A 25,270-nucleotide genomic window follows, 5' to 3' on the forward strand; every position below is an offset into this window, starting at 1 on the left:
CAATGAAATATACGTGTAAGCAACGATTGCGTGGCTTTACTTTGGTTGAATTGATTATCACCTTAGTTATTTTGGGTATCCTGTCGGTAACGGCAGGGCCCAAGTTTCTAGGGAGTTCAACGGAAGACGCTTATGCATATCGCGATCGGGTATTAGCAGTGCTAAGAACAGCTCAGTTACGAGCAATGCAAGATACTGGGCTTACGAGTTGTCATAAATTGTACATAACCGCGACCTTAATTGCAGGACCGACACCGGATACCTGCACAGGTGGTGCTGATGTAAATAACCCGGAAGATTCAGTAGTAGCTATTAAAACGCAGCGCAGTGATTTTGTTTTTACTGCATTGGACGATAAAGGGGCCCAATTTACGCAGATTAATTTTGATCCTTTAGGTCGAAGCGATCAAAGTTGTGATGGCACTTGTCGCATTGATATATCGCTTGCCGGTGTGTGTATCAGTGGCGAAGGGCTTATTTATGCGTGCCCATAATCATGGATTTACCTTAATTGAATTGATTATCAGCATTGTCATTTTTGCCATTGCACTGACGATTATTACAGGGTTAATTGCACCTCAAGCACGGCAAAGCGCAGACCCTATCATACAGTTGCGGGCAAATGAGTTAGGGCAATCATTAATGAATGAAATTTTGGCCAAGTCATTTGATGAGCACAGCGAGCGTGCACCGCCATTTAGGCGTTGCTCTGAAAGTTCATTAGATGCTGAAGATTGTACAAGCTCAGAGAACTTAGGCTCAGAAGAGGGCGAAACACGCACCACTTATGATGATGTTGACGATTATATTGCATTGAGTGATCAGCCTATAACAAATAGTTTGGGTCAAGTGCTTACCCAATATCAAGGCTTTAATGTGGTCGTTACCGTTGTATATGACAGTGACTTTAATAGCGCAACAGCAAACGATGGTGTACTAGCAAAGCGTGTCACGGTAATTATAAGCAGTCCCAATGGCGAAGAATACGGTTTTAGTGCATATAAGGGTAATTATTGATGAGTAAGTACCTAAAACAATCAGCATTTACCTTAATAGAGCTTCTGCTTGTTATGGTTATATTGGGGATACTGGCTGTTACTTCTTTTGCTTTTATTAACTCTGGATTTAATATTTATAGTCAAGGGGTGGAGCGCCAAGAGGCTGTAGCACAAGCACGCTTTATGTTGACACGTTTAGCAAAAGAGCTACGTCATGCGATGCCAAACTCTTTACGTTTAAGCTGTGAAAATAACTGTGGTTTGAGCCAATGCCTTGAGTTTACGCCTTTTCAATCAGCTACCCATTACACTGGCTACTTACCTAACACTGCTCCCTTTATTGTTACGGCAGTAGATTTTGAATTAAATGACTTAACTCAACCAAGTCTTGGCGATTGGGCCAGTATTTATCCATTAGATCCAGCAGAAGTCTACGACGTAAGTAATAATAAACGTCTGCAATTAACTAATTTCGTATCATCTTCAAACAGTGAGTTAGATCAATGGCAATTTGATCAAGCATTTGCACAAGAGTCACCAGCAAAACGAATTTACTTACTGGCGACGCCTGTTAGTTTTTGTGTAGAAGGGACACAGCTTTATCGTTATCAAGATTATGGCTTCAATAGCTCCCAGCTGGATGCAGTTGAGCTACAGGCTACAACAGGCGTTAAACGTGATCTATTAGCGCTCCATATAGAAAATAACCTAGCAAATAATGCATTTTTTAGAATTGGGGATATTGCATTAACTCGTAATGCAGTGCTGAACATTCACGCGATTATGGCGTTTAATGATAATGAAGCTATGATGTTTAATCATGAGGTGCATATACCCAATGTACCTTAGCCCACGAATAAAAAGAACGGTTATAAATAAAGCTTATCAAGGTGGTAACCTACTGATTGTCACTTTGGTGATCATTGTTGTGATGCTAGTACTTGGCTTGGCTTTAGTCAGGATTTTATCGGCATCTTCGCAGCAAAATGTGATCGAGTATTATGGCTCTCGCGCTTATTTAGCTGCACAAAGTGGGTTAGAAAGCGGGCTAACTGAAATATTTCCACTTAATAGTCCAGCACTAAACTGTGCAGCAGTAACTACCTCCCCTGTTTTTCAAACTCAGTATTTAGAGAACTGCACAGTAACGATAACTTGTCAGCAATACTTGAATGTACCTGATAGCAGTAATAGCGCAGGCTCGGTGAATGTTTTTTATTTACAAAGCCGTGCCACATGCTCGCCAAGTAGTTGTGCTATCGGCGAAGCATGTCGTAAAGACTACTGGCAAACTCAGCGTACACTCTCTGTCGAAGCGAAGACTTTGCCATGATATATAAGTTATTCATCTTCATAATCATAATGATCTTTAGTGCTAACAGCATTGCTGTAGTTCCTAAAATTGAAGGGCGCTTTATTGAGTTGCAAGACACTTATGTCTCACCGATTTGGACCAAGATAAACTTTCAACAAGAGTACGAAACACCTCCCGCGGTGTTTATGCTATCAACTAATCAAGGGGGTAATCCTGCGATTGTACGAATTCGTAATGTAACAACAACCGGATTTGAAGCTCTACCTTTGGAACCTACCGGGGAAGACGGTGAGCATATTACTATGGGAGCACATTACTTAGCGGTCGAGTACGGTGTTCATGAATTTCCAGATGGCACAATAATGGAGGTTGGCAGTACAGATATCCAATTAGAGATTCAATATGGTCCTAAGTCTAACTACGTTTTGCCTAAAAGTTATCAGGCAATAAATTTTGCTCAACCTTTTGCTGTTAGGCCGAACTTTTTTCACTCTCTACAAACCATTAATAGTTTGGAAAGCAATCCACCTACAGATGCATTACGACCATTTTTAACGATTGCCGTAGAAACTAACTCGCTAACAACTTCGGGGGTTAATATTGCGCTAGAAGCCTCAGAGACACGAAGTGGCTTAATAAATAGTGAAAAAGTGGCTTATTTAGTTGTTGAGCCTGGCAACAATCGTACCTTTGTTGATGATAATCAGGTAGAAGTTTTATGGGAGAGCTTTTTTACTGGTTACAATGTCGATGGTTGGAGTGACGGTTGTAACTATTTTTATTTCTCAAATAATTTTGCTACTGCTCCATTGGTTGTTGCAAGTAAAAATAGCCGAGTGGGCGAAGATGGTGGTTGGCTACGAAGTTGCAATTTGACTCGTACGCGTTTGGGAATAGTTGTTGATGAAGACCGTGATGGAGACAATGAGCGTAGGCACCCAGACGAAGAAGCCTCTATCTTAGCTATGACCAGTACGTTTGTGTCAAATGGCGATGTTCTAAGTTGTGACACATTATTCCCCGGTGCGATTGCAACCTATAACAATGGCCAAATTCAGTTAGTCCAAGGAGTGACAGTCACCGATAACAACGCGAATATGCTTACGACCACAAACTATATTTCAACGGCATTAACTAATATCCCTCTTTGTAATGGTCAGCCTTGCGCTGCAAAAGGTGAAAATGCGTTAACTGCAGGACAAGCTTCACAAGTACCAACAGTGGCCAATGATGGCTCATCGGGTAGTGCAATTCCTACAACACTCGGTGGTGACTATTTTTTTGATGAGTTACAAATGACCATGATTGCGCCTGAGTATAGAGTAACCGCACCCACACGTATTTTTTTACAAAACTCTACTACGTTACTGTCGACGTCATTTTTAACTGTGGCGAATACTAAAATTACAATAGAAAATGGGGCGTATTTAGCGATTTATGTAGATGGTGCGGTGTCGATTGGTGCCGCAGTCGATTTTTCAGCTTTTTTAGTGGCAACAGGTGAAGTACGCATTGCACAAGAAGCTCATTATACTGGCATGATCACCTCAGGCACGGAGATAATTGCTGAAGAAAGTTCATCATTTACTGGTACTGCAGTACCAAATAACATTCCTGGTTTTTGTGGTATTAATACGCCGGTTTTATTGGATCATTACCGATTATCAATGAGTGATAATAAAGGCCTTACCTGCGAAGCCAAAGAACTAACGCTAACTGCTTGTGCTAATGATGCATGCGATATAATTTATGATGAAGTATCCACTTTAGATTTATCACCAAATAATAGTACTCAACAAAGTTGGGTGACGGGTGAGGTGATAACTTTTACTGGCATTACAGATTTACAGTTCGCTAAGCGTACTACAGGGCAAGTGCAATTTGGTTATAATGTTGCAGACCCATCAGCGCCGCTACGTTGTTATATTGGTGGTACAAATGTGGGCTTAGGTGGTTGTAAGGTTACTTTTTCAGACGCGGGGTTTATTTTTAGCGATGAGACTAATAACACCACATCAATTTTAAACCAATTATCAGGTAAACCGTCAAACACCGGGTTCAATGCATCACAATTAGCAATCCAAGCTGTGAAAACGAATACCACAACCGGAGTGTGCGAAGCTGCTTTTCCTGCTGGTGGAGAGGTGGCTATAGATTTAGCCTATAGCTGCAGTGCAGGCTCTACGTGCATCGATAATCTTGCTCTAACAAATAACAGCACAACCCATAGCATTGGTCAAAGTTATCAAACAGTGCCTTTAAAGTTTGATAGTGATTCAAAAGCACCGATTGTGATTAATTATCCCGATGCTGGCAAACTGAGTTTGAATGCAAAATTAAACTTAGTGCTCGATCCCGTGACTAATTTATCGGTGAATTTAACGGGTAGCTCAAATGAATTTGTGGTTAAGCCCTTTGGTTTAGCAATGAACTTTGCTGATACCAGTGCGCAAGCTAATGATGCCAGCGGCAGTTTATTTAAACTAACCGGCGAGTCATTTTCGCTAAAAATGAATGCGGTGCAATGGCTTGATAACCAAGACACCAATAATGATGGCTACCCAGATAATTACAGTGCTATTTCAAGTAATCCAGTCGCTAAGCACTTTATTGGTGAGCAACCGGATGTGCAACCCAGCGTTTATTTGCCAACAGCGGGTGTGCTGGGTACGTTACAAGAAGAAAATTTAGTTGCGTTTGCAGATACCGGTAACTTAAGTGAATCAATATCAAGTTATAGCTACGACCAAGTTGGTATTATTGATTTAGTTGCGGGGCTCAAAGATGCCGACTATTTGGGGGCCGGTGATGTGCGCGGAGCGATTACTCGTGTTGGTCGTTTTGCGCCTTCGCAATATGCGGTACAAAATATTCAAGCCAATGCACAGTGCACCCGTTATGGCAGCAATAGCACTTATTTGAGTGAACCGTTTACGTTAGGGTTTACTGTTCAGGCGCTTAATCAAAATAACCAAGTAATGAAAAACTATATAGGCGGGTTTGTTAATTCAACGGTAAGCATTAATGCAGAGAACAGTGAAGTAGGAAATTATGTCTCGGGTAGTAGTTTAACTCCTAGATTGCAAAACTTAGAGGCTAGCCAGTGGGGCAGTACCGCAGCCCTAGCAGGACTTTTTACTATAAGTGATAGCGATACTATTTTAGCTCGACGCGGCTTTAATGATCCCGATGGCCCATTTGAAAGTGTAAATTTGATGGCAACTGTGACGGGAATTGAAGGGGCTGTATTAACAGCTGCCGACGATAATCCTAATTTAGCAACCGACTGCGCAGCAAACAGCAGCTGTAATAGTGTTGTGCTTAACGATACGCCTATTAGTTTTCGCTTTGGCCGCTTAGTGCTGGGTGATAATGCAGGGTCTGATTTAGATAATTTACTTGTGCCTATGCAGGCGCAGTATTTTAATGGCAGCGAGTTTGTACTTGATACTAATAATAATTGCACTGTCTTTGCACACCCACAAATAACACAAATCACTCCTAGCACGCCTGAGCTCAGTTATATTTATGGCAGTGGAAGAAGTGGTCAACTCGAACAAGGCATTTACCCAGCGAGTAATGGTATCTATGCTGAGCCTAAAGGCGCAGGTATTTTTACACTTGAGTACGATACAGAAAATTGGCTTGAGTGGGATTGGCAAGGAGACGCAAGTCAGTTAAATCCGCAAGGAATTTTACAATTTGGCCGTTTTAGAGGAAATGATCGTGTTATTTACTGGCGTGAAGTACGGTAATAACTGTATGTCAAACCAGCTTAAAATTCAGAGCTTAATGTTTCACAAAGTTGGTTCCTATAAAGCGCTTTATGGGCTGGTTAAAAGCTAATTTATATTAGGTTACTTTTACAGGGGGCTGATCTTAACAAGGGAACAGCCATCATTTGCAACTAATGCCTAGCTTAAATCACTTTTAATTCCAACTGAAGCTCGCATCTTGAGGCTAATTAGGTATAAACTCAGATAATTTTTGAACAAAGCTTGTGTTTTGCCTTGCAAGTACATAGCATAAGAGTTTAATTATAAAAAATAAATAATGACCAAATAATTGCCGCTTTTTGGGAATGGAATATATGCGAATTGCTCCTTTATCTCTGTTAATTTCAGCTAGCTTGTTTGCATCAAGTGCATTTGCACAAGATACAGCCACAGTTACTGGAATTGAATCTGAGATCAGTATTAAACAAGCTGAATACGATAACGCTACACAGATACTTGAAAAACATTTAAAAGAAGAAAGTCAGTTACAAAGTCAACTTGATTTATTACGCACTCGTTCGACTGAGCTGGACAAAGAAAAAAATCAAGCACTTGATGCCATGAATGAAATGTATCGTCGTTTAATTGATGATCCCACTATTGATATAAGTGCTGCACAGGCGCGATACCAGCAAGCTGTGGTTGATCATAAGCAAAATAAAGACGATATCGCGATGCAGTTGGCGGCAATTGCATCCCACCGCAAAGACATTGAACAAATTCGCGTAGCAAAACATACCCAGTTAAATACACTCGAAAGCTTAAAAGAACAATTAACAACAGCCCGAGTTGAGCGCTTACGTAATGAGTTTACCCGTGAAGGGACGCTAGAAGTTAATCACACTATCAACTGTAAACGTACAGAAACATTGGCAGCCTGTGAGCAACGAGGCCAGCAAATGGGCTTACAAAAAGCAACCAAGCGTTTTGTAGATCAAATATTTGCTAACTTAACTGAAGAGCGCCTAGTTGAACCAAAGCGCAATATGGCTGGTGCGCAAGTACAGGTTTTAAGTAGCCATGTGGTCAATAGTGCTTTTAGCGGCCAAGGCAATTATAACGTTAACTTAAGCGTCACTATGCGCGGTGATGTGAATAGCAGTCGCTTATGTAATTTATTGAGTGTTGATAATCGCTATTGTTCAGAGTACGGCACGCCGCTAACGGCAACTTATCAAACTCGTTATGACACTACTTTTACTGATAGTCAGTTAACATTCAGTGATGGTCAGGATAATGCCAACGTTTCGGTGTCACGCTTGAGCGAGCAACCGATACGCGATTATTCAGTCAAACCAATGTCAACGGTTGATACACAGGTCGTTGATAGTAATAAAATGATTGAATTCACGCTGCGTTCAAATGTATACGATGACGAAGTGTTTATTGATGGCGTAAGTTTTGGTTCAACACGTTTAGCAACGACTTTACCAAGTGGTATTCATGATGTTGAAGTTCGCAAGCAGGGTTATAAACCTTATCGCGTGCGTGTTGATTTACGAAAGCCGCAGACGATTCATGCTAAGTTGGTAAAAAAGCCTGAGTCGATTGCTGCACCGACATACACCAGTGAGCAACGTAATACGACATCAGTAACCAGTACAGCTATAGGCAATGCCGCAGCTGCTGACGTGGTAGTCATTCCCGCAGGTAAGTTTGAAATGGGTGATATCAATGGTAATGGACTTGCAAATGAGCGTCCAGTTGTTGAAAAAACCATTGCAAACTCATTTGCGATGCAAAATAAAGAAGTGACAGTCGGTGCTTATCAAAAGTTCGTCAGCAACACTAATTATAAAACTGAAGCTGAGCGTAATCGTGGTTGCGCCTATTATTTAAATGGCGAACCAGTCTGGGAAGCAAATTTAAACTGGCGTAATCCAGGTTTTGAGCAAGGCAGTGATTTTCCTGCCGTGTGCTTAACCTACAACGATGCGAAAGCATACGCTGATTGGTTGTCTGGTCAAACAGGTCAACAATACCGGTTACCTAATGAGGTTGAGTGGGAGTATGCAGCACGCGCTGGTACTAAAACTGAATACCCGTGGGGTAATGAAATAGGTAAAAATTTAGCCAATTGTGGATGGTGTGGTAGTGAGTGGTCAAATAAAAGTGCATCGCCAACTGGCTCCTTTGCACCTAATGCGTTTGGTCTCTACGACACGGTAGGAAATGTATGGGAATGGACTCATAAGTCAGCTGAACAAGCGGATGTTACTGTCCGAGGTGGTGCGTGGAATTTTGCACCTAGTTTAGCTCGTGCTTCAACTCGTTTGATTTTAGCGCCAGACTTTCGTGCAAACTATATCGGTTTTCGTCTAGTACGCGAACGATAAAATTAATTTAAAAAGGAAGCGTTGCTTCCTTTTTTACCCAATTAACAAAGGTAGCTGCACTTTTTATTGCCGAACTGATTCAGCATGGTAAAGTTGCATAAGCTAATATAAGAACGTTTTTCAAAGGTCATCCAGCCTCATGTTTAAAAAGCTCCGTGGTATTTTTTCAAACGATCTATCGATCGACTTGGGTACAGCCAACACCCTCATTTATGTTAAAGACGAAGGCATTGTCCTTAATGAACCATCTGTAGTTGCGATCCGCCAAGAACGCGCTGGTGGTCCTAAAAGTGTTGCCTCAGTAGGGACTGAAGCAAAGCAAATGCTAGGTCGAACGCCTGGTAATATCAAAGCCATTCGACCAATGAAAGACGGTGTAATTGCTGATTTTTATGTAACTGAAAAGATGTTGCAACACTTTATCAAGCAAGTGCATAACAATAACTTTTTACGTCCAAGTCCGCGTGTGCTTATTTGCGTACCGTGCGGTGCTACGCAAGTAGAAAAACGCGCAATTCGTGAATCGGCTATGGGCGCAGGTGCGCGTGAAGTTTATTTAATTGAAGAGCCAATGGCTGCGGCAATCGGTGCCGGTTTACCGGTATCAGAAGCAACAGGTTCAATGGTTGTAGATATCGGTGGTGGAACCACTGAAGTTGCAATTATTTCACTAAACGGCGTGGTGTACTCATCATCTGTACGTATTGGTGGGGATAAGTTTGATGAAGCAATTATCAACTATGTACGTCGTAATTTTGGTAGTTTAATTGGTGAAGCAACGGCTGAAAACATTAAACATCAAATTGGTTCTGCGTTTAAAACAGATGAGCCAATTGAGATTGAAGTACGTGGCCGTAACCTTGCCGAAGGTGTTCCGCGTTCATTTACGCTTAATTCACATGAAATATTAGAAGCCTTGCAAGAGCCATTAATGGGGATTGTTAGTGCGGTAATGGTTGCCCTTGAGCAATCGCCACCAGAGCTGGCGTCAGATATATCAGCCAAAGGCATGGTATTAACAGGTGGTGGTGCATTACTTAAAGATTTAGACCGTTTATTAATGGAAGAGACCGGCATTCCTGTTGTGGTTGCTGATGATCCATTAACGTGCGTTGCGCGTGGCGGCGGTAAGGCACTTGAGATGATTGATATGCATGGTGGTGATGTATTTAGTTACGACTAATGAAGTTAATGTTCGGGCGTGCCATTTCTTTGCAGCTGCGACTTTTTGTCGCAGTGCTTTTGAGTATCGTGTTGATCGTAGGCGATCGTTATACGCAAGGTGGCACCACAGTACGCACTAGTTTAAACACCTTAGTTAGTCCGTTATTGTATTTAGCCAATTTACCTTATGAAGTATTTAGCCTCGGGGCTAAAAGCTTACACACGCGCGATCAATTATTAACTGAAAACGAAGCCCTCAAGAAAAAACAATTACTGCAAAGCGAACAGCTTCAGCAATATCAATTCTTAAACAAAGAAAATCAAAAGCTACGCGCGTTACTTGGTTCTTCTGCTAAGCAGTCAAATCGTAAAATTATTGCTCAAGTTCTCTCAGTTCATTCAAATCCTTATAGCCATCAAGTGGTGATCAATCGTGGCACGATAGATGGCATCAGTGAAGGCCAAGCGGTGATTGATGAAATGGGGGTCGTCGGACAACTTACCAAAGTAGGCTCAACGACGTCTCGGGTGTTACTGATGACCGACACAACCCATGCCACACCGGTACGTATTTTACGTAATGATGTGCGTACCGTGGTTGAAGGGATTGGTAAAATTAATTTAGTTAAACTCTCCCATGTACCCCATAGTTTAGATGTACGGATTGGCGATGTGTTAGTGACATCAGGACTTGGAGGCACTTTTCCTGAGGGCTACCCGGTTGCGGTGGTAACTGAAATTAATCGCGATGAGGGCCGCCCGTTTGCTCAAGTATACGCCGAGCCGATAGCTCAGTTAGATCGTATTCGCTTATTAGTGATCTTATGGCGTAATCAGCAGGAAACTATCAGTAATGAATAGTCGTTACTTTTTATTAATCGCCGTGAGCATCTTCCTTGCGTTGATCATGGCATTGATGCCATTGCCTTTTTCGTTTGAGCCTTTTCGCCCTGACTGGGTGTTATTAGTATTAATGTACTGGTCTTTAGCTGTTCCACATCGATTAAATATTGGTACGGCTTGGGTAGTTGGCTTGCTGATTGATTTAGCCACAGGGTCACCGCTGGGAATTAATTCACTCACTTACTCAATTTGTATTTTTGTAACCGCAAGTAACTTTCAAAAAATTCGTAATTTTTCAATTTGGCAGCAAGCGATACTCGTGGGCTTATTTTTAACCTTATATCACTTAATGCAATTTTGGCTTAATCACTTTTTAATGGACGTTTATTTCAACCCGCAGTATTTATGGCCAGTCGTGACTGGCATGTTAAGTTGGCCTTGGATTTTCTTATTGCTACGTAAATATCGCCGTCATTTCAGGATCAGATAATGCAAACCGCCATTTATCTAGCGTCAGCTTCTCCCCGGCGCAAAGAATTGCTCACTCAACTTGGTATCGAATTTTCACAATTTAGTGTCGATGCTGATGAAAGCCAGCTAGCAGACGAAACACCCCTTGAACTTGTTGAGCGTTTAGCGCGTCTAAAAGCCCAAACTGGTGTTGCTATGGGATACACAGATCGCCCAGTACTCGGCAGTGATACCGTGGTGGTCATAGATAATCAGTCACTTGGTAAACCCCGCGATAAAGCTGACTTTATGGCAACCCTAAAACGTTTATCTGGGCGCAGTCATCAAGTGTTAACGGCAATTGCATTTGCCACTGAACACAAGGTCATGAGTTGTGTAGTAACCACGCAAGTGAGTTTTAAAACACTCTCAGAACAAGAATTAGCAGCATATTGGCAAACTGGTGAACCACAAGACAAAGCCGGTGGCTATGGCATACAAGGACTCGGTGGGCGCTTTGTTACTAATATTTCCGGTAGCTATTTTGCGGTAGTAGGCTTACCTTTATATGAATGCGAAAAATTATTAAGCGAATTCCTAAGTAGGTAACATGAGTATAGAATTACTGATCAACGTCACCCCGAGTGAAAGCCGTGTTGCCCTGATTGAAAACGGTGTATTACAAGAAATTCAACTAGAACGTATTGGCAATTTAGGTATCGTCGGTAATATTTATTTAGGTAAAATAAGCCGAGTGTTACCGGGTATGCAAGCTGCGTTTGTTGATATTGGTTTAGATAAAGCGGCTTTTTTACACGCGTCTGATATTGTAAATAGCGCCTCTATTGTTGAAGGTGTTGACGAGCAACCAATCAAAAAAGTACAAGATATTCGCGAGTTAGTGCGCCAAGGTCAATACATTATGGTGCAAGTGGTAAAAGATCCACTGGGTACTAAAGGCGCACGTTTAACAACTGACATCACCATCCCTTCTCGTTATTTAGTGTTTATGCCAGATGCCACCCATGTTGGTGTGAGTCAGCGTATAGAAACCGAAGAAGAACGCGCGCGATTGAAAAGCATTGTAGGTGAGTATGGCGATGAAGACGGCAGCTTTATAGTTCGTACTGCAGCTGAAGGTGCCAGCGAAGCTGAGTTGCGTCACGATGCCGAGTTTTTAAAAAAACTATGGAAAAAAATCGTCACTAAACGTAAAAAAACCAGCAAAGAAAGTATTTTGCATGAAGATTTAACCTTAGCATTTCGAACTCTACGAGATTACGTAGGGGAAGACATGGAGCGTATTCGGGTTGACTCAAAGCTAACCTATGAAGAGCTAAAAAGCTTTACCGCAGAGTTTGTACCAATCCTTTCCGATGCTTTAGAGTATTACCCAGGCGAGCGACCAATTTTTGATTTGTTTGATGTTGAAAGTGAAATACAAAAAGCCTTACATCGTAAAGTGACGTTAAAGTCAGGTGGCTATTTAATTATCGACCAAACCGAAGCGATGACCACGGTCGATGTTAATACCGGTGCCTTTGTTGGCCATCGAAATCTCGAAGAAACTATTTTTAACACCAACGTAGAAGCAACTTCTGCGATTGCCCGTCAGCTTAGGTTGCGTAACTTGGGCGGTATTATCATTATCGACTTTATTGACATGGTTAGCGAAGAGCATAAGCGCAGGGTATTGCATTCACTTGAGTCTGCACTGGGTAAAGATCGCGTTAAATCAAATATTAATGGTTTATCGGCATTAGGCTTAGTGGAAATGACCCGCAAACGTACTCGAGAAAGTCTTGAACATATTTTATGTGATGTATGTCCGGCCTGCTCTGGGCGCGGTTCACAAAAAACCGTTGAAACCGTATGCTATGAAATACTGCGTGAAATTGTCCGAGTAAACCGTGCTTACGCGGCTGATAAATTTATGGTTTATGCAGCTCCCGCGGTAAGTGAGGCATTACTTAACGATGAGTATCATAATCTTGCAGAACTAGAGTTATTTATTGGTAAGCAAGTGAGCATTCAAACCGAAAGCCTCTACAGTCAAGAGCAGTTTGATGTGGTTATGATGTAATGAAAGCAAAGACGGTCTGTTTTTTTTGTATCCGTAAGTTATGGCAAGTGTTCGCCATAACGCTGGTACTGCTTGCCGTTGTTGTTTCGGTTTTAAAATATACCCTGCCGTATGCCAATGACTATAAAGGTGACCTTGAAAGTTACCTATATGATAAGTTTGCGGTTAATTTATCAATTGGGGCTATTTCTGCCAGCTGGCATGGCCAAGGTCCTTCTATTGTCTTGGAAGATATCAGCTTTGAAGATAATAAAAGCTCACCCATCGCACTGACTATCGCTAAAGCTAGCCTTGAATTAAACGTCTGGGAAACCATCAAAACACGACAGTTAAAATCTAACTACTTTGTGATCAACGGTTTCCATGCTGATGTTGATATGCTGACTATGTTGCAGTCAAACAGCAGTGAGGTATCGTTTGAACAAAAAGAGCTGATTGAAGGCTTATTCTTAGGTAAAACCGGTCATTTTGCGGTTGAAAATAGTAGTCTTAATTTTATCTTGGCAGATGGTAAAGAGCGTCGGGTGATGCTTGAAGATATCGTTTGGCAAAATCAATACGAACAACACTTAGCTAGTGGTACTTTAGCATTGCCCGGGATTTCAGTGGGTACATTTGATGCTCGCTTGGCATTAACCGGATCGACGCTAGAAACCATGCTGGGTGATATTTATGTGCAAGCAAATAATGTTGATGTGTCGAAATGGCTGGCTCAGTATATTAATGCTAGTAAAGAGCAGCTCAATTCTGACATTAACTTAGAATCATGGTTGAGTATTGAAAAAGGCCTGATCAAAGATGTCACAGTTAAATGGTTGCCAAGCTTTATTAATTGGCAGCAAGATACAAAAAGTCATCAATTTAGTTTAAGTGAAGGGGGTTTTCACCTTTATCCTTGGCAGCAAGGTTGGCGGTTAAAAAGTTCAGGGGTGCGGCTCTCAAACGATCAACAGCATTGGCCCGACTTTCAATTTGAAGCACAGCTGGATAACAAGCAACAACAAATTTGGTTGCAAGAACTCGATTTTGATTTGGTTACAAGGTTAGCCCAGTTAAGTGATTTTGCTGAATTAGAGCCGCTGTTAAGTCGTCAACCCAGTGGTCAAGTTAAGCGCGCTTATGTGCAATTTACATCAACACAGCAATGGCAATTATGGTTTGAAGTCCAGCAATTGGGCTGGCTTGCAGAGCAAGGTGTGCCCGGTGTGCAGGGCTTACTTGTCGATGGTTTGTTAAATCAAGATCGTGGTCGTATTAATCTGTTTGGCGAAAATAGCGAGTTACTTACCGCTGATACTTTTAGCCAGCCAATCAAATATAACCAACTGAATATGCAAATTGATTTAGCCAATAGTGAGCAAGGTTGGCAGATCAGCAGTGATAATATGTGGCTTGATAATGATGAGGTCACTGTTGCAGCCGAAATGAAGCTTAGCTTAGACGAACAGCCTCGGCTTGATTTATATGCAGAAGCATTTGCACCAGATGCCAGTGTTGCCAGCCATTATTTCCCACGCCCTGTGATGACTAAAAATTTAGTTGATTACTTAACTGGGGCTATTAAAGGTGGTGAACTTACGCAAACACAAGTGCTGTTTTCTGGGCCATTAACGGGCTTTCCGTTTGCTGATAATTCAGGACAGTTTGAAGTATTAGCGCAGGTAGATAACGCCAATTATCAATTTGCCCCTGATTGGCCTGCAGTAACTCAAGCGAGTGCAAAATTATATTTTGAAAATCAGCGTATGGATATTTACTCTGAGCATGGGCGGCTTGTTAACTTAGCGGTCGGTGATGCCGTGCATGTCAGTATTACAGATCTAATGAACGCAGATGTACTGAGCGTAAAAATTAATAAACGTGCTGAGATGGAAAAATTACTGCCGTTTTTTAAAGCAACGCCAATTGCTGACCCACTAGCAAATGTATTTGAGGTGATCCAAGGTAACGGCGCTGCCAGCGCTGATATTGAGCTACTTGTTGATTTAAATGAGTTAGATGTAACAGCTAAAGGCATGGTTAATTTAAAAGATCTGCCAGTGTATTTAGCACAACCTGGGCTTCAGCTTGAAGGTGTGACAGGTAAGCTCTATTTTAATGATGATCAGATCACTTTAGAAAATGCTAACGCAAGTTGGTTAGGAATGCCGCTGAAAGTTAACTTTAATGGTAAAAATATTGGCCCAAACTATCGTGCTGACGTTGATATAAAAGCACAGTTAAATGCTGATACGTTAATTTCTCATGGTCAAGACTTACTAAAAGGTTACTTGCATGGTGAAAGTGAAGTGGCTATTAATCTTGCCCTAAACTTTTTAACGGACGGCTTTGATTATCGCGCTAATGTCAGCTCACAACTCGAAGGGCTCAGTAGTGACCTGCCCGCACCGTACACTAAAAGTGCCGATCAAGTATGGCCGCTAACGGCTGTTATTCAAGGTGATAATATTTCTAATTTGATCACCGCTAATATTAATAACAACTTATATTTTAATGGCATCTTAGCGAATAACGTTGGCAAACTAACCAATGCACAGTTTATTTTAGGCGAGCATGATCTGGGTTTAAACCAGCAAGACTTAAGTGTTGCAATTGATTTAGAGCAAACCGATCTATTACCTTGGCTTGGCTTGATCCAGCAGATCATCACCATCAGTCAAACAGAATCAGCTGAGCAGGGCGTACTACCACCATTAAAAGAAGTGGTGGGTAACATTCAGCAATTAACCATTGGTGATATTGCATTTAATGATTTTGAAATGCGTTTAGCGCCGACCCCAAGTGACATGAGCTTACGGCTAAACGCCAAAGAATTACGCTCGCAAGTACTTATTCCGCTAGATAAATCAAGTCGGCCGATTCATATTGCCAGTGATTATTTACGTGTTAACTTTACCCCTACTACAGACGAATTACAGCCATCTGAAACACCTCAAGATTACACTTGGTTGAGTGACATACCGGCCATTGAATTTGAGTGTACTGATTGTAAAGTGGCAAGCTATCAATTAGATAAAGTCAGCGCATCGCTTTATGGCGATGGTCATAAGCTCACCATATCTGAGCTGGTGGTTGATAAAGGCAAGCATGTGTTACGTGCTAAAGGGCATTGGCAAGATGGCATAAGTCAATTTAGCGGTAATATGCAAAGTGATGACATTGGTGAGCTATTTGATGAGTTTGATATAACCACCACAGTTAAAGATTCACCCGCAGATATTAAATTTACGCTTGAATGGCAAGATGCGCCTTATTTATTTGATATTGCCAGCCTCAATGGTAATTTAGATTGGCGTTTAGGCGAAGGACATTTAGCTGAGGTAAGCGATGGCGGCGCACGGGTATTTTCGTTGCTGAGCCTGGATTCATTAGTGCGTAAGTTAAAACTCGATTTTAGAGATGTATTTTCGAAAGGTTTTTTTTATAACAGTTTGCAAGGCACCATGCAGGTAGATAAAGGCATCGCTTACACGCAAGATACGAAAATGGATGGGGTGCCTGCTGATCTGACGATTAAAGGCCATACTAACCTCAATACCATGGAGATTGATTACGATTTAGCGGTTGCGCCACAAGTGACCTCGAGTATTCCGGTGATTGTTGCGTGGATGGTCAATCCGGTAACCGGGCTTGCGGCACTGGCGATAGATAAAGTGATCCACTCGGCGCGCGTTATTTCTGAGATTAACTTTAAAGTGACCGGTAGCATGACTGATCCTGTAGTGAAAGAAGTAGATCGTAAAAGCCGTGAAGTGACTCTTCCGCAAGCCGCACAAAACCAACCTCAAGCCGCCGCCTCCAGTGAGTTAACACTCAAAGATGCTGTAGATACAGCCACCCAATGAGGCCTTAAACGATGCAAGCTATGATAGTCGCTCTACAAATGTGCTCCGGGCTGTGTGCTGATGGCAACATGAATCAACTTAGACAACAGTTAACCACGCTTCCTGCAATACGCCCGTTACTGGTGTGTTTACCTGAAAGCTTCTTAGTGTTTGCTAATAGCGGTCATGAAACACTTGTTGTAGCAAAGCAAAGTGATGTTTATCAACAACAATTAAGTGAGTTATGTCGCCAACATGATATTTGGCTAGCTGCCGGTACTGTGCCGATTGCCACAGAGCATGGCAAATATTTTGCAGCGTCTTTGCTGTTTAATGAGCAAGGTGAAGTGCTGGCCCAGTATAATAAAATGCATTTATTTGACGTTGATGTTGCTGATGGGACTGGTGCGTATCGCGAGTCTAACTTCACCGAAGCGGGCAGTGACATTGTGGTGGTAGATTCACCGTTTGGTAAAATAGGTCTTACAGTATGTTATGATCTACGCTTTAGTGGCTTATTTAGTGCTTTGCAACGAGCCGGGGCAGAGGTTATTTTAGTGCCTAGCGCATTTACTACCATAACAGGTGCAGCTCATTGGCAACCGTTATTAACGGCCAGAGCGATAGAGACGCAAAGTTATGTGATTGCTGCTGCGCAAGTAGGGCAACACGAAAATGGTCGCGCGACATACGGCCACAGTATTATTATTTCTCCTTGGGGCGACGTCCTCAGCGAGCTTGCAAATGGCATTGGGTTTATTGGTTGTCAGCCAGATCTAAACCGCTTACACGCCATTCGTCGAGATATGCCAGTGCAATCTCACCAACGATTTAGAGAGCATTTATTATGAACACGGTTGAACAGCATTTATTACACGACAGCCAGCTAAATCGAGAAGAACTCGAAAAAACGCTTGGTTTTATTCATCAGCATAAAGTTGATTACGCGGATCTTTACTTTCAATCTAGCCACCATGAATCATGGGTGCTTGAAGATGGCTTAGTAAAAGAAGGCTCGTACAACGTTGAACGCGGCGTCGGCGTACGCGCAGTTAGTGGCGAAAAAACCGGTTTTTCGTACTCAGATGCAATTAATTTAGAAGCACTTAACAAAGCCGCAACCGCTGCGCGCAGTATTGCCGAAGCAGGTGAAAGTAAAGCCATTCAGGTATTTAGTGATGTAGCAGCAAAACAGCAGTTTTCACCACTGCAGCCGATTCAAAGCATGAGTGATACCGACAAAGTAAATTTATTACGTGAGCTTGAAAATTATATTCGTGAGCTTGCTCCTGACGCAGAGCAAGTTATTAGCTCTATGTCTGCGGTGTATGAAGAAGTATTGATTGCGGCCAGCGATGGTACATTTGCCACCGATATCCGCCCATTGATCCGTTTAAATTGTTCGGTATTACTTGAAAAAGACGGCCGCCGTGAACGCGGTGGCGCAGGTGGTGGCGCACGTTTAGACTATGGTTACTTTAAAGAACTGGTGGATGGTAAACCCCGTTGGATGGAATACGCAGAAGAAGCCGTACGCCAAGCAAAAGTAAACCTTGAAGCTATTGACGCTCCAGCGGGCACGATGGAAGTGGTACTTGGCGCAGGTTGGCCAGGAGTATTACTGCATGAAGCCGTAGGTCATGGCCTAGAAGGCGACTTTAACCGTAAAGGAGCCTCGGCATTTAGCGGTAAAGTGGGCCAAAAAGTCGCATCAGAGCTGTGTACTGTAGTTGATGACGGCACCATTGCCGATCGCCGAGGTTCACTTAATGTGGATGACGAAGGTACTCCTGCAGCGTACAACGTACTTATCGAAAACGGTATTTTAAAAGGCTACATGCAAGATAAAATGAATGCGCGTTTGATGGGCGTTAACCCAACTGGTAATGCGCGCCGTGAGTCATACGCGCATTTACCTATGCCACGTATGACCAATACTTATATGTTAGGCGGCGAGCACAGCCAAGCCGATATTATTAGCACAGTTAAAAAAGGTATCTTCGCCCCAAACTTTGGTGGCGGCCAAGTAGATATCACTTCAGGCAAGTTTGTATTTAGTGCCTCAGAAGCCTACTTAATTGAAAACGGAAAAATTACTCGGCCAATCAAAGGCGCCACATTAATTGGTAACGGCCCTGAAGTTATGCAACAAATCTCTATGGTAGGTAATGATTTAGCGCTTGATAAAGGCGTCGGTGTTTGTGGTAAAGACGGTCAAAGTGTACCAGTAGGCGTTGGCCAGCCAAGCCTGAAAATAGATAACCTAACAGTGGGTGGCACGGCTTAATTTTATTACTGCCAAATACAACAAATAAAACCTTGGAAGTGCATGCTTTCAAGGTTTTATTTTTGTCGGCTGTTTATTGTTAAATTTGCTGCTGAAAAAAATCCATAAATGCGGCAACTTGTCGTGGCTGAAATTGCCTAGATGGGTAAAGAAACTGTAAGCCGATTTGTTGTTTATCTTTATTACTAAAACCGAGAATATAGTCATCAAGTATCGTCACTAAATTACCCTTAGTCAGATCATCGCTAATATCTACCATTGATTTTAGAGCAACCCCTGCACCGTCAATTGCCCATTGTCTGATCACCGCACCATCACTACTACTCATAGCCACAGGGACGCGAATTACCTGATCTTTAAAATGCCAATCATTCATCGATTGACCAAATCGCTCCATTACTAGGCAGCGATGATTTAATAAATCGTTTGGCTGCAAGGGTTGGCCATGTATTTTTAAATATTCAGCTGAAGCACATAACACACGTTGATTGGCCTTGATCATTCGGCTAATCAAATTGCTATCGGGTAAGTTTCCAAAGCGAATAGCAATATCAATACCTTCTTCAACTAAATTGACTAAGCCATCGGTTAAATGCAGGTGTGGTTTAACTTGTGGGTTTTGTGCTACAAATTTAGCTATTGCAGGGGCAACAAACTGTTTACCAAAGTCAGAGGGTGCGGTTATTTTGAGATTACCCGAAAGGGTGTTTTTACTAAGCTGAATACTTTGCTCTGTGGCATCAATTTCAGCAATTACTCTTAAACAGCCTTGATAAAATTGCTCTCCAGCCTCGGTCAATTTAATACTGCGAGTATTACGTATTAAGAGTCGGGTTTGATAGTGATTTTCAAGCTGGTTGATACGTGCCGTCATACTCGCAGGCGATAAACCAATTTTTCGCCCAGCTGCAGCAAGCCCGCCAGAGCGCACCACATGAACAAAAAGCTGCATATCATCAATCTTAGCCATCGTTCCTTACTCTTTATAATTCAGTATTAATGAATAGTGTTTTTGATATTAACTCAATTATCAAATTTAAGTAAATAGTTAAACTGGTTGTACTTATTATCAACAGAGAAAGTTTATGCGTTTAGATCATGTATTAATTTCTAGTTGTGATTACCAAGCGATGCGACAGTTCTTTATTAATTCAGTTGGGCTAAGTGAAGGGTATCGTCCGCCTTTTCCTTTCGAGGGGGCATGGTTATACGGCAGCGATAACGTTGCTTTGATTCATCTGGTTAATGCCGCGGGTAATAAAGCACAACAGGGTTACTTATCAGCATTAAACAGCAAAATCCAAGGCCGAGGAGTGGTAGATCACATTGCCATTCGCAGCATAGGTTATCAAGGATTGAAAAGTCGCTTAGCGCAAACAGGTATAAGTTATTTCGAGCGAACCGTGCCAGAGCTACTAGAGCACCAAGTATTTATACAAGGACCAGAAGAGATGAAGGTCGAAATGCTATTTAGTAGTGATGAAATTTAATTTAAATCCAGATAAACATTATTTATAAGAGAGTTAGTTATGTCTATAGAATCCTTATTTGAAGTTAAAACCCTCGGTGGCATGGTCACTCAAAATAGAATTGTGATGGCACCTATGACCCGTTCGCGAACTGCGCAACCGGGTGATATTCCCACTGAACTGATGGCCACGTATTATGCGCAGCGTGCTACTGCGGGGCTGATTATTTCTGAAGCAACACAAATTTCTGCTCAGGGCAAAGGTTACTCATTTACGCCAGGTATTTACACGCAAGAACAAATTGAAGGTTGGAAGCAAGTAACACAAGCTGTGCATAAAGAAGGTGGTAAAATATTTTTACAACTGTGGCACGTTGGTAGAATGTCGCACTCTTCATTTCATCATGATGGAACGCCAGTTGCTCCATCTGCACTTGCTCCAGATGCACAAGTTTGGGTGGTAGGCGATGATGGAGAAGGACGGATGCTTGATTGCCCAACCCCACGAGCACTAAGTGTTAAAGAAATTAAAGAAATAGTAAATGATTACAAGCAAGCGGCAATTAACGCGATTGAGGCTGGTTTTGATGGCGTTGAAATACATGGAGGTAACGGGTATTTAATTGATCAGTTTTTAAGACGTTCAGCAAATAAACGCACAGATGAATATGGCGGTAGCCAAGAAAACCGTATTCGTTTTGCCTGTGAAATCATTAGCGCAATTAGTAATGCCATTGGAGCTCATAAAGTGGGTGTTAGATTAGCGCCTTTTATCACTCAGCGTGGTATGGATGATAGTGAAGCAATTGACACTATTTTATTAGCTGCAAAGCAATTTGAGCAAACTGGTATTGCGTATATTCATCTTGCCGAAGCGGACTGGGACGATGCGCCCAGTGTAACACCAGAGTTTAGAGCCGCACTTCGTCAGTATTTTAGTGGCGCGATTATTGTTGCCGGTAATTATACCGAGCATTCAGGTGCGCAGCTTATTGAACAAGGTCTTGCCGATTACATTGCATTCGGTCGTCGTTTTATTGCCAACCCAGACTTACCGTATCGTATTCAAGAGCAACTGCCACTAAACACGATTACCGATGGGAGTACATTGTTTGGCGGTACAGCCAAAGGTTATACCGATTACCCAGCGTATCAAAAGTAACTTTTTTTAACTGAAAATATAAGGGCTAAAAATGGTTAATTTTTCAAACTCAGTAGTTACTTTACTGATCAGCGGGCTGTTTAGTAGTGCCAGTTTTGCGGCTGAATTTAGTTTATCGAGCCCTGATTTACAGCCAGGGCAGGCAATAAAGAGTGAGCAATATTGGAATAGCTTTGGTTGTCAGGGGAGTAATGTTAGGCCACAACTTAAATGGCAAAATGCGCCTAAGAAAGCCAAAAGCTTTGCCGTGACAGTGTATGACAATGACGCACCAACTGGCAGTGGTTTTTGGCACTGGGTAGTACATGATATTCCTCTTACTAGTAACTCACTATCTTCAACGACTTTGCCCAAAGGAGCCATTGAAGGTAATACAGATATGGGGAAGCCCGGATACCTTGGGCCATGTCCACCAGAAGGGCGCAAGCATAGCTACACCTATAAAGTGTATGCATTGGATGTAGAAAAATTAGCTGTTCCACAAGGGGCAACAAGTGCACTTACAGGGTTTTTCTTACACCAGCATTCTTTGCAAACAGCCGAGATCACAGTAACGGCAGGACCGCGTTAATTAGTTAAGGAGATAAAAATGAAGGCTTTACCTTTACTCACTGTTTTAATGGCACTGTGCAGCAGTAAGTTGTTAAATGCGGCCCCATTATCTGATAAATCAGGTTATTGGCCTGATGATGCACAATTAGTGATTTCTATTTCAATGCAATTTGAAGCAACAGCACAAGATAGCTCTGATGCAGGGCCGTTTCCTCAAATAGAGCAGGGTTATCACGATACGATTTCGCCTACTTGGTATCAGTATGGGATGAATGAAGGGATCCCACGATTACTTGATCTATGGGATAAACATAATATTAAAGTTACTTCTCATATGGTGGGTAGGGCTGTGGAATTAAATCCAGCACTTGCTAAAGAAGTGGTTTCACGAGGGCATGAAGCATCGGGTCACGGCCAAACATGGACACCACAATATTCTATGAGTGTTGAACAAGAGCGCGCTTCATATATTAAAAGTGCAGATATTATCGAAAAAGTGACAGGCATGCGGCCGGTTGGCTTTAATGCATTTTGGATGAGACACTCAAAAAATACACTTACGCTTTTGCAAGAGCTGGGGTTTATTTATCATATTGATGATCTATCGCGTGATGAGCCTTCTTTTACACCAGTAAATAATAAGCCTTTTGTGGTTGTACCTTATACTTTTCGTAATAACGACATTGTGCGCTATTCAGGAAGCACTGCAATGACGGCCCAAGCCTACTTACAAGAGTTAAAAGATGAGTTTGACGTGTTATACGCTGAAGGAAAACACAGAAGACGAATGATGTCGATTAGTGCTCATGACCGTATTGCAGGCACACCTGCACGAGTAAAAGCGCTTGATGATTTTATCCAGTATGCAAAACAGCATACTGGTGTTAAGTTCATGCGAAAAGATAACATAGCCCGTTGGATAATGAAGCAAAATAATGTACCAACTAATCCGACTCAAACGGTTAGATAAAGAAAATATCTATGAGGCAGCTTTTTAATATTATAAGTGTGCCTCATGTTATTTTTAGTGATGAAGGGATTAAGTTTTGTCGTAAATTTTAAACTTCAACGGAATTAGAATAGCTTGTTACATTTTTATCATTCACTTTAAACGAGTATCTCTTAAAATGGGTACTTGAATAGTCTATGACATTTTAGGAAATAGCATGTTTAGCCGTTGTATGTTTATTTTATTTCTACTATCTCTATCAGGATGCTCTTCTTTGTCTCAGGATGAATGTATACAGGCCAATTGGACAAATCTAGGTTTTAGTCATGGTGAGCAAGGGTATACATTTGAACATGGCAGAGAAATCATATCTGCTTGTAGTGAATTTGGCATCATTGCAAAATTAGATGATTATCAAGCTGGTTACAAACAGGGGCTCGCAGCCTTTTGTGAACCTGAAAATGGCTTTACTCTCGGTTTACGAGGCGATGCGTATAACGGGGTTTGTAATGACACACAGTTTAGAAAAGCATGGCAAGAGGGTAATGAGCGTTATCAATTTGAAGCAAGAAAAGCCGAGATAGATGATCGACTCAATGAGATTAATTGGCGGTTGCAATCTATTAGTAATGAATTAGCGAGTGATAAAGCGTCAAGTAGCCAAAATAAAGAGTTACGCCGAGAGCGAGAGCTATTGGAGAGAGAGCGTCGTGATTTAAGAAAAGAAAAAGCACTTCTGCCATTACTCAACAAGTTTCCTTCATGGCATTTTGAGTATGAACTATAATTTATAACGTATTCTTTTACGATGATTAATATGAAAGTAATGTCAATTTTAATAACACTTCTGCTCCTCAGTGGGTGTGCGTCACAGGAAATGCCAGACGGATATAGCAATGAGGTGTTTGCTGAGCATGAGTGCTTAGGTGGTGAAGTTGAGACAGACTATAACTATACAATCTTTAGTTCTGACGAAGATGAAAGTAATAAGAGCACGGTTCAATCAACTTGTCAGCCAGTAAAAACTGAAACTGAGTTTGAGCGAGATATTAGATCGGGAGGCTAGCGTTAAAAGCTTAACTCACTTCAGTTTCAATCAAGTGAGTTAAACTATGTCCATATAGTGGCATATTCTTATTATATGTGAGAGTTACTGCTTTGTTGTTTTGCAGCTTCACTGTACCAAAGCTCCATAAAAAAGGCAGTTAGCTTATGCTCTATTCCCAGCGCCTTGTCAGTGGGACAGAATAAAGTGAAGCTGGCTTTAAACTCGCCTAATTCGGTGGTGCTAAAGTGTATTTCAGGCTCAGGGCCAGAAATTTTTGCATCTAATTTTCTTTCGATAATCGAATTATAACGACCAGCCACATCTTGAAACTCTTCACAATATTGCTTCGCTTTCGTGGTTAGAGTTTCGTAAATTGGATACGGATTAAAACTTTCTTTACGCACAATACTAAAGTGATGAGTGGTAAAACGTTTTACAAAGTTTAAGTTTTTAATCGGGTTAGTGATCAGCTTATTATTCGGAATATAAATGGTTTTGCGAGAAAACTGATAGGTGTGCATGTCAATTTCATGCATGGTGGTTTTGATCCAATCGGTTTCAGCAATTTCACCATAGTATTCACCAACCTGTACCCAGTCACCAACCCGAAACGGGCGCGTGGTAACTAAATAGAAAAAGCCAATTATACATTGAATAAACTCTCTGGTCGCAAATACAATAGCCACTGCAAATGCCGCGATCGACAGCGCAAAGTTCTGGATTTCAGTAGACCATACAAATAGCAGTAATAGCACCGTTGCTAGGTTAATAGAGTGCTTAATATTGTGCGAAATATAGCGAATATCTTTTTCTTTTTTTTCTGCTTTATGGCGCGCAAATCTGTCAACCAGCGCCTTAAGAGTAAACGCAATAGTGATCATTGCTAGTGAAATAAGTACCGGATGGAGCAGTAAATCTTTGTTCATAAATTCCTAATTGATGGAGCGTTAATAAAAAATAACACGCGACCATACTAACTAAATTTTGCAGATTTAACCACGGTAGAACAGTAATA

The 25,270-nt window shown here is 41.7% G+C and carries 22 protein-coding genes; 20 read left to right on the plus strand and 2 right to left on the minus strand.

Features of this window, described 5'->3' with window-relative positions; genetic code table 11:
- Window positions 1-2: 2 nt before the first annotated feature.
- The 14 genes from H5186_RS05830 to tldD all read left to right on the plus strand — a co-directional run bounded on the left by H5186_RS05830 (window position 3) and on the right by tldD (window position 19,076).
- Window positions 3-494 (plus strand): type II secretion system protein, encoded by a 492-nt coding sequence (locus H5186_RS05830; RefSeq protein ID WP_182740309.1) that lies wholly within the window; start codon window positions 3-5, stop codon window positions 492-494.
- On the plus strand, window positions 481-1,017 hold the full coding sequence (locus tag H5186_RS05835) for a prepilin-type N-terminal cleavage/methylation domain-containing protein (RefSeq protein WP_182740310.1): 537 nt from the start codon (window positions 481-483) through the stop codon (window positions 1,015-1,017). The genes H5186_RS05830 and H5186_RS05835 overlap by 14 nt, the downstream gene beginning before the upstream one ends.
- A complete protein-coding gene (locus H5186_RS05840) occupies window positions 1,017-1,847 on the plus strand; it encodes a type II secretion system protein J (RefSeq protein ID WP_182740311.1) in 831 nt (276 codons plus the stop codon). Before H5186_RS05835 ends, H5186_RS05840 begins: the two co-directional genes overlap by 1 nt.
- Window positions 1,837-2,331: a pilus assembly PilX N-terminal domain-containing protein gene (locus tag H5186_RS05845; RefSeq protein WP_182717722.1), complete on the plus strand. Its 495-nt coding sequence runs from the start codon at window positions 1,837-1,839 to the stop codon at window positions 2,329-2,331. The genes H5186_RS05840 and H5186_RS05845 overlap by 11 nt, the downstream gene beginning before the upstream one ends.
- Window positions 2,328-6,068 (plus strand): H-type lectin domain-containing protein, encoded by a 3,741-nt coding sequence (locus H5186_RS05850; protein WP_182760717.1) that lies wholly within the window; start codon window positions 2,328-2,330, stop codon window positions 6,066-6,068. The genes H5186_RS05845 and H5186_RS05850 overlap by 4 nt, the downstream gene beginning before the upstream one ends.
- Window positions 6,069-6,403: 335 nt before the next feature.
- The gene (locus H5186_RS05855) at window positions 6,404-8,425 is read left to right on the plus strand and encodes a formylglycine-generating enzyme family protein (RefSeq protein ID WP_182717724.1); all 2,022 of its coding nucleotides are present in this window, start codon (window positions 6,404-6,406) and stop codon (window positions 8,423-8,425) included.
- A gap of 139 nt (window positions 8,426-8,564) precedes the next feature.
- The gene (locus H5186_RS05860) at window positions 8,565-9,608 is read left to right on the plus strand and encodes a rod shape-determining protein (RefSeq protein ID WP_145238587.1); all 1,044 of its coding nucleotides are present in this window, start codon (window positions 8,565-8,567) and stop codon (window positions 9,606-9,608) included.
- The gene (mreC, locus tag H5186_RS05865) at window positions 9,608-10,450 is read left to right on the plus strand and encodes a rod shape-determining protein MreC (RefSeq protein WP_182717725.1); all 843 of its coding nucleotides are present in this window, start codon (window positions 9,608-9,610) and stop codon (window positions 10,448-10,450) included. The genes H5186_RS05860 and mreC overlap by 1 nt, the downstream gene beginning before the upstream one ends.
- Window positions 10,443-10,922 carry a rod shape-determining protein MreD gene (mreD, locus tag H5186_RS05870; protein ID WP_149982649.1) on the plus strand — a complete coding sequence of 160 codons (480 nt, stop codon included), beginning with the start codon at window positions 10,443-10,445 and terminating at the stop codon, window positions 10,920-10,922. Before mreC ends, mreD begins: the two co-directional genes overlap by 8 nt.
- A complete protein-coding gene (locus tag H5186_RS05875) occupies window positions 10,922-11,491 on the plus strand; it encodes a nucleoside triphosphate pyrophosphatase (RefSeq protein WP_149982650.1) in 570 nt (189 codons plus the stop codon). The genes mreD and H5186_RS05875 overlap by 1 nt, the downstream gene beginning before the upstream one ends.
- A 1-nt stretch (window position 11,492) precedes the next feature.
- The gene (gene rng, locus H5186_RS05880; RefSeq protein ID WP_149982651.1) at window positions 11,493-12,965 is read left to right on the plus strand and encodes a ribonuclease G; all 1,473 of its coding nucleotides are present in this window, start codon (window positions 11,493-11,495) and stop codon (window positions 12,963-12,965) included.
- Window positions 12,965-16,810 carry a YhdP family protein gene (locus H5186_RS05885; RefSeq protein WP_182794235.1) on the plus strand — a complete coding sequence of 1,282 codons (3,846 nt, stop codon included), beginning with the start codon at window positions 12,965-12,967 and terminating at the stop codon, window positions 16,808-16,810. The genes rng and H5186_RS05885 overlap by 1 nt, the downstream gene beginning before the upstream one ends.
- A 20-nt stretch (window positions 16,811-16,830) precedes the next feature.
- A complete protein-coding gene (locus H5186_RS05890; RefSeq protein ID WP_182740324.1) occupies window positions 16,831-17,640 on the plus strand; it encodes a carbon-nitrogen hydrolase family protein in 810 nt (269 codons plus the stop codon).
- Window positions 17,637-19,076, plus strand: coding sequence for a metalloprotease TldD (gene tldD, locus H5186_RS05895; protein WP_182794236.1), 1,440 nt, complete (start codon window positions 17,637-17,639; stop codon window positions 19,074-19,076). Before H5186_RS05890 ends, tldD begins: the two co-directional genes overlap by 4 nt.
- Before the next feature lie 79 nt (window positions 19,077-19,155).
- Here tldD and H5186_RS05900 read toward each other — a convergent pair whose 3' ends face one another.
- Entirely contained in the window at window positions 19,156-20,046 is an 891-nt protein-coding gene (locus tag H5186_RS05900) for a LysR family transcriptional regulator (protein ID WP_182740315.1), read from the minus strand.
- A gap of 115 nt (window positions 20,047-20,161) precedes the next feature.
- Here H5186_RS05900 and H5186_RS05905 point away from each other — a divergent pair, with 115 nt between their 5' ends.
- The 6 genes from H5186_RS05905 to H5186_RS05930 all read left to right on the plus strand — a co-directional run bounded on the left by H5186_RS05905 (window position 20,162) and on the right by H5186_RS05930 (window position 24,273).
- A complete protein-coding gene (locus H5186_RS05905) occupies window positions 20,162-20,566 on the plus strand; it encodes a lactoylglutathione lyase (protein ID WP_145238608.1) in 405 nt (134 codons plus the stop codon).
- Between the two features lie 39 nt (window positions 20,567-20,605).
- Window positions 20,606-21,706, plus strand: coding sequence for an alkene reductase (locus H5186_RS05910; protein ID WP_182794237.1), 1,101 nt, complete (start codon window positions 20,606-20,608; stop codon window positions 21,704-21,706).
- A gap of 31 nt (window positions 21,707-21,737) precedes the next feature.
- Window positions 21,738-22,277 carry a YbhB/YbcL family Raf kinase inhibitor-like protein gene (locus H5186_RS05915; protein WP_010390480.1) on the plus strand — a complete coding sequence of 180 codons (540 nt, stop codon included), beginning with the start codon at window positions 21,738-21,740 and terminating at the stop codon, window positions 22,275-22,277.
- 48 nt (window positions 22,278-22,325) lie between these two features.
- Window positions 22,326-23,228, plus strand: a complete 903-nt coding sequence (locus tag H5186_RS05920) for a polysaccharide deacetylase family protein (RefSeq protein ID WP_310737033.1) — start codon at window positions 22,326-22,328, stop codon at window positions 23,226-23,228.
- 196 nt (window positions 23,229-23,424) lie between these two features.
- Entirely contained in the window at window positions 23,425-23,994 is a 570-nt protein-coding gene (locus H5186_RS05925) for a DUF2799 domain-containing protein (protein WP_182760724.1), read from the plus strand.
- 39 nt (window positions 23,995-24,033) lie between these two features.
- A complete protein-coding gene (locus H5186_RS05930) occupies window positions 24,034-24,273 on the plus strand; it encodes a hypothetical protein (RefSeq protein WP_259399852.1) in 240 nt (79 codons plus the stop codon).
- Window positions 24,274-24,344: 71 nt separating this feature from the next.
- Here the strand turns inward: H5186_RS05930 and H5186_RS05935 are convergent, their stop codons facing one another.
- Window positions 24,345-25,181, minus strand: a complete 837-nt coding sequence (locus H5186_RS05935; protein WP_145238627.1) for a mechanosensitive ion channel family protein — start codon at window positions 25,179-25,181, stop codon at window positions 24,345-24,347.
- Window positions 25,182-25,270: the final 89 nt, after the last annotated feature.

Origin of the sequence: Pseudoalteromonas sp. SG41-2 (assembly GCF_014164535.1) — a bacterium.
In the GTDB taxonomy this organism is placed as follows: domain Bacteria; phylum Pseudomonadota; class Gammaproteobacteria; order Enterobacterales; family Alteromonadaceae; genus Pseudoalteromonas; species Pseudoalteromonas rhizosphaerae.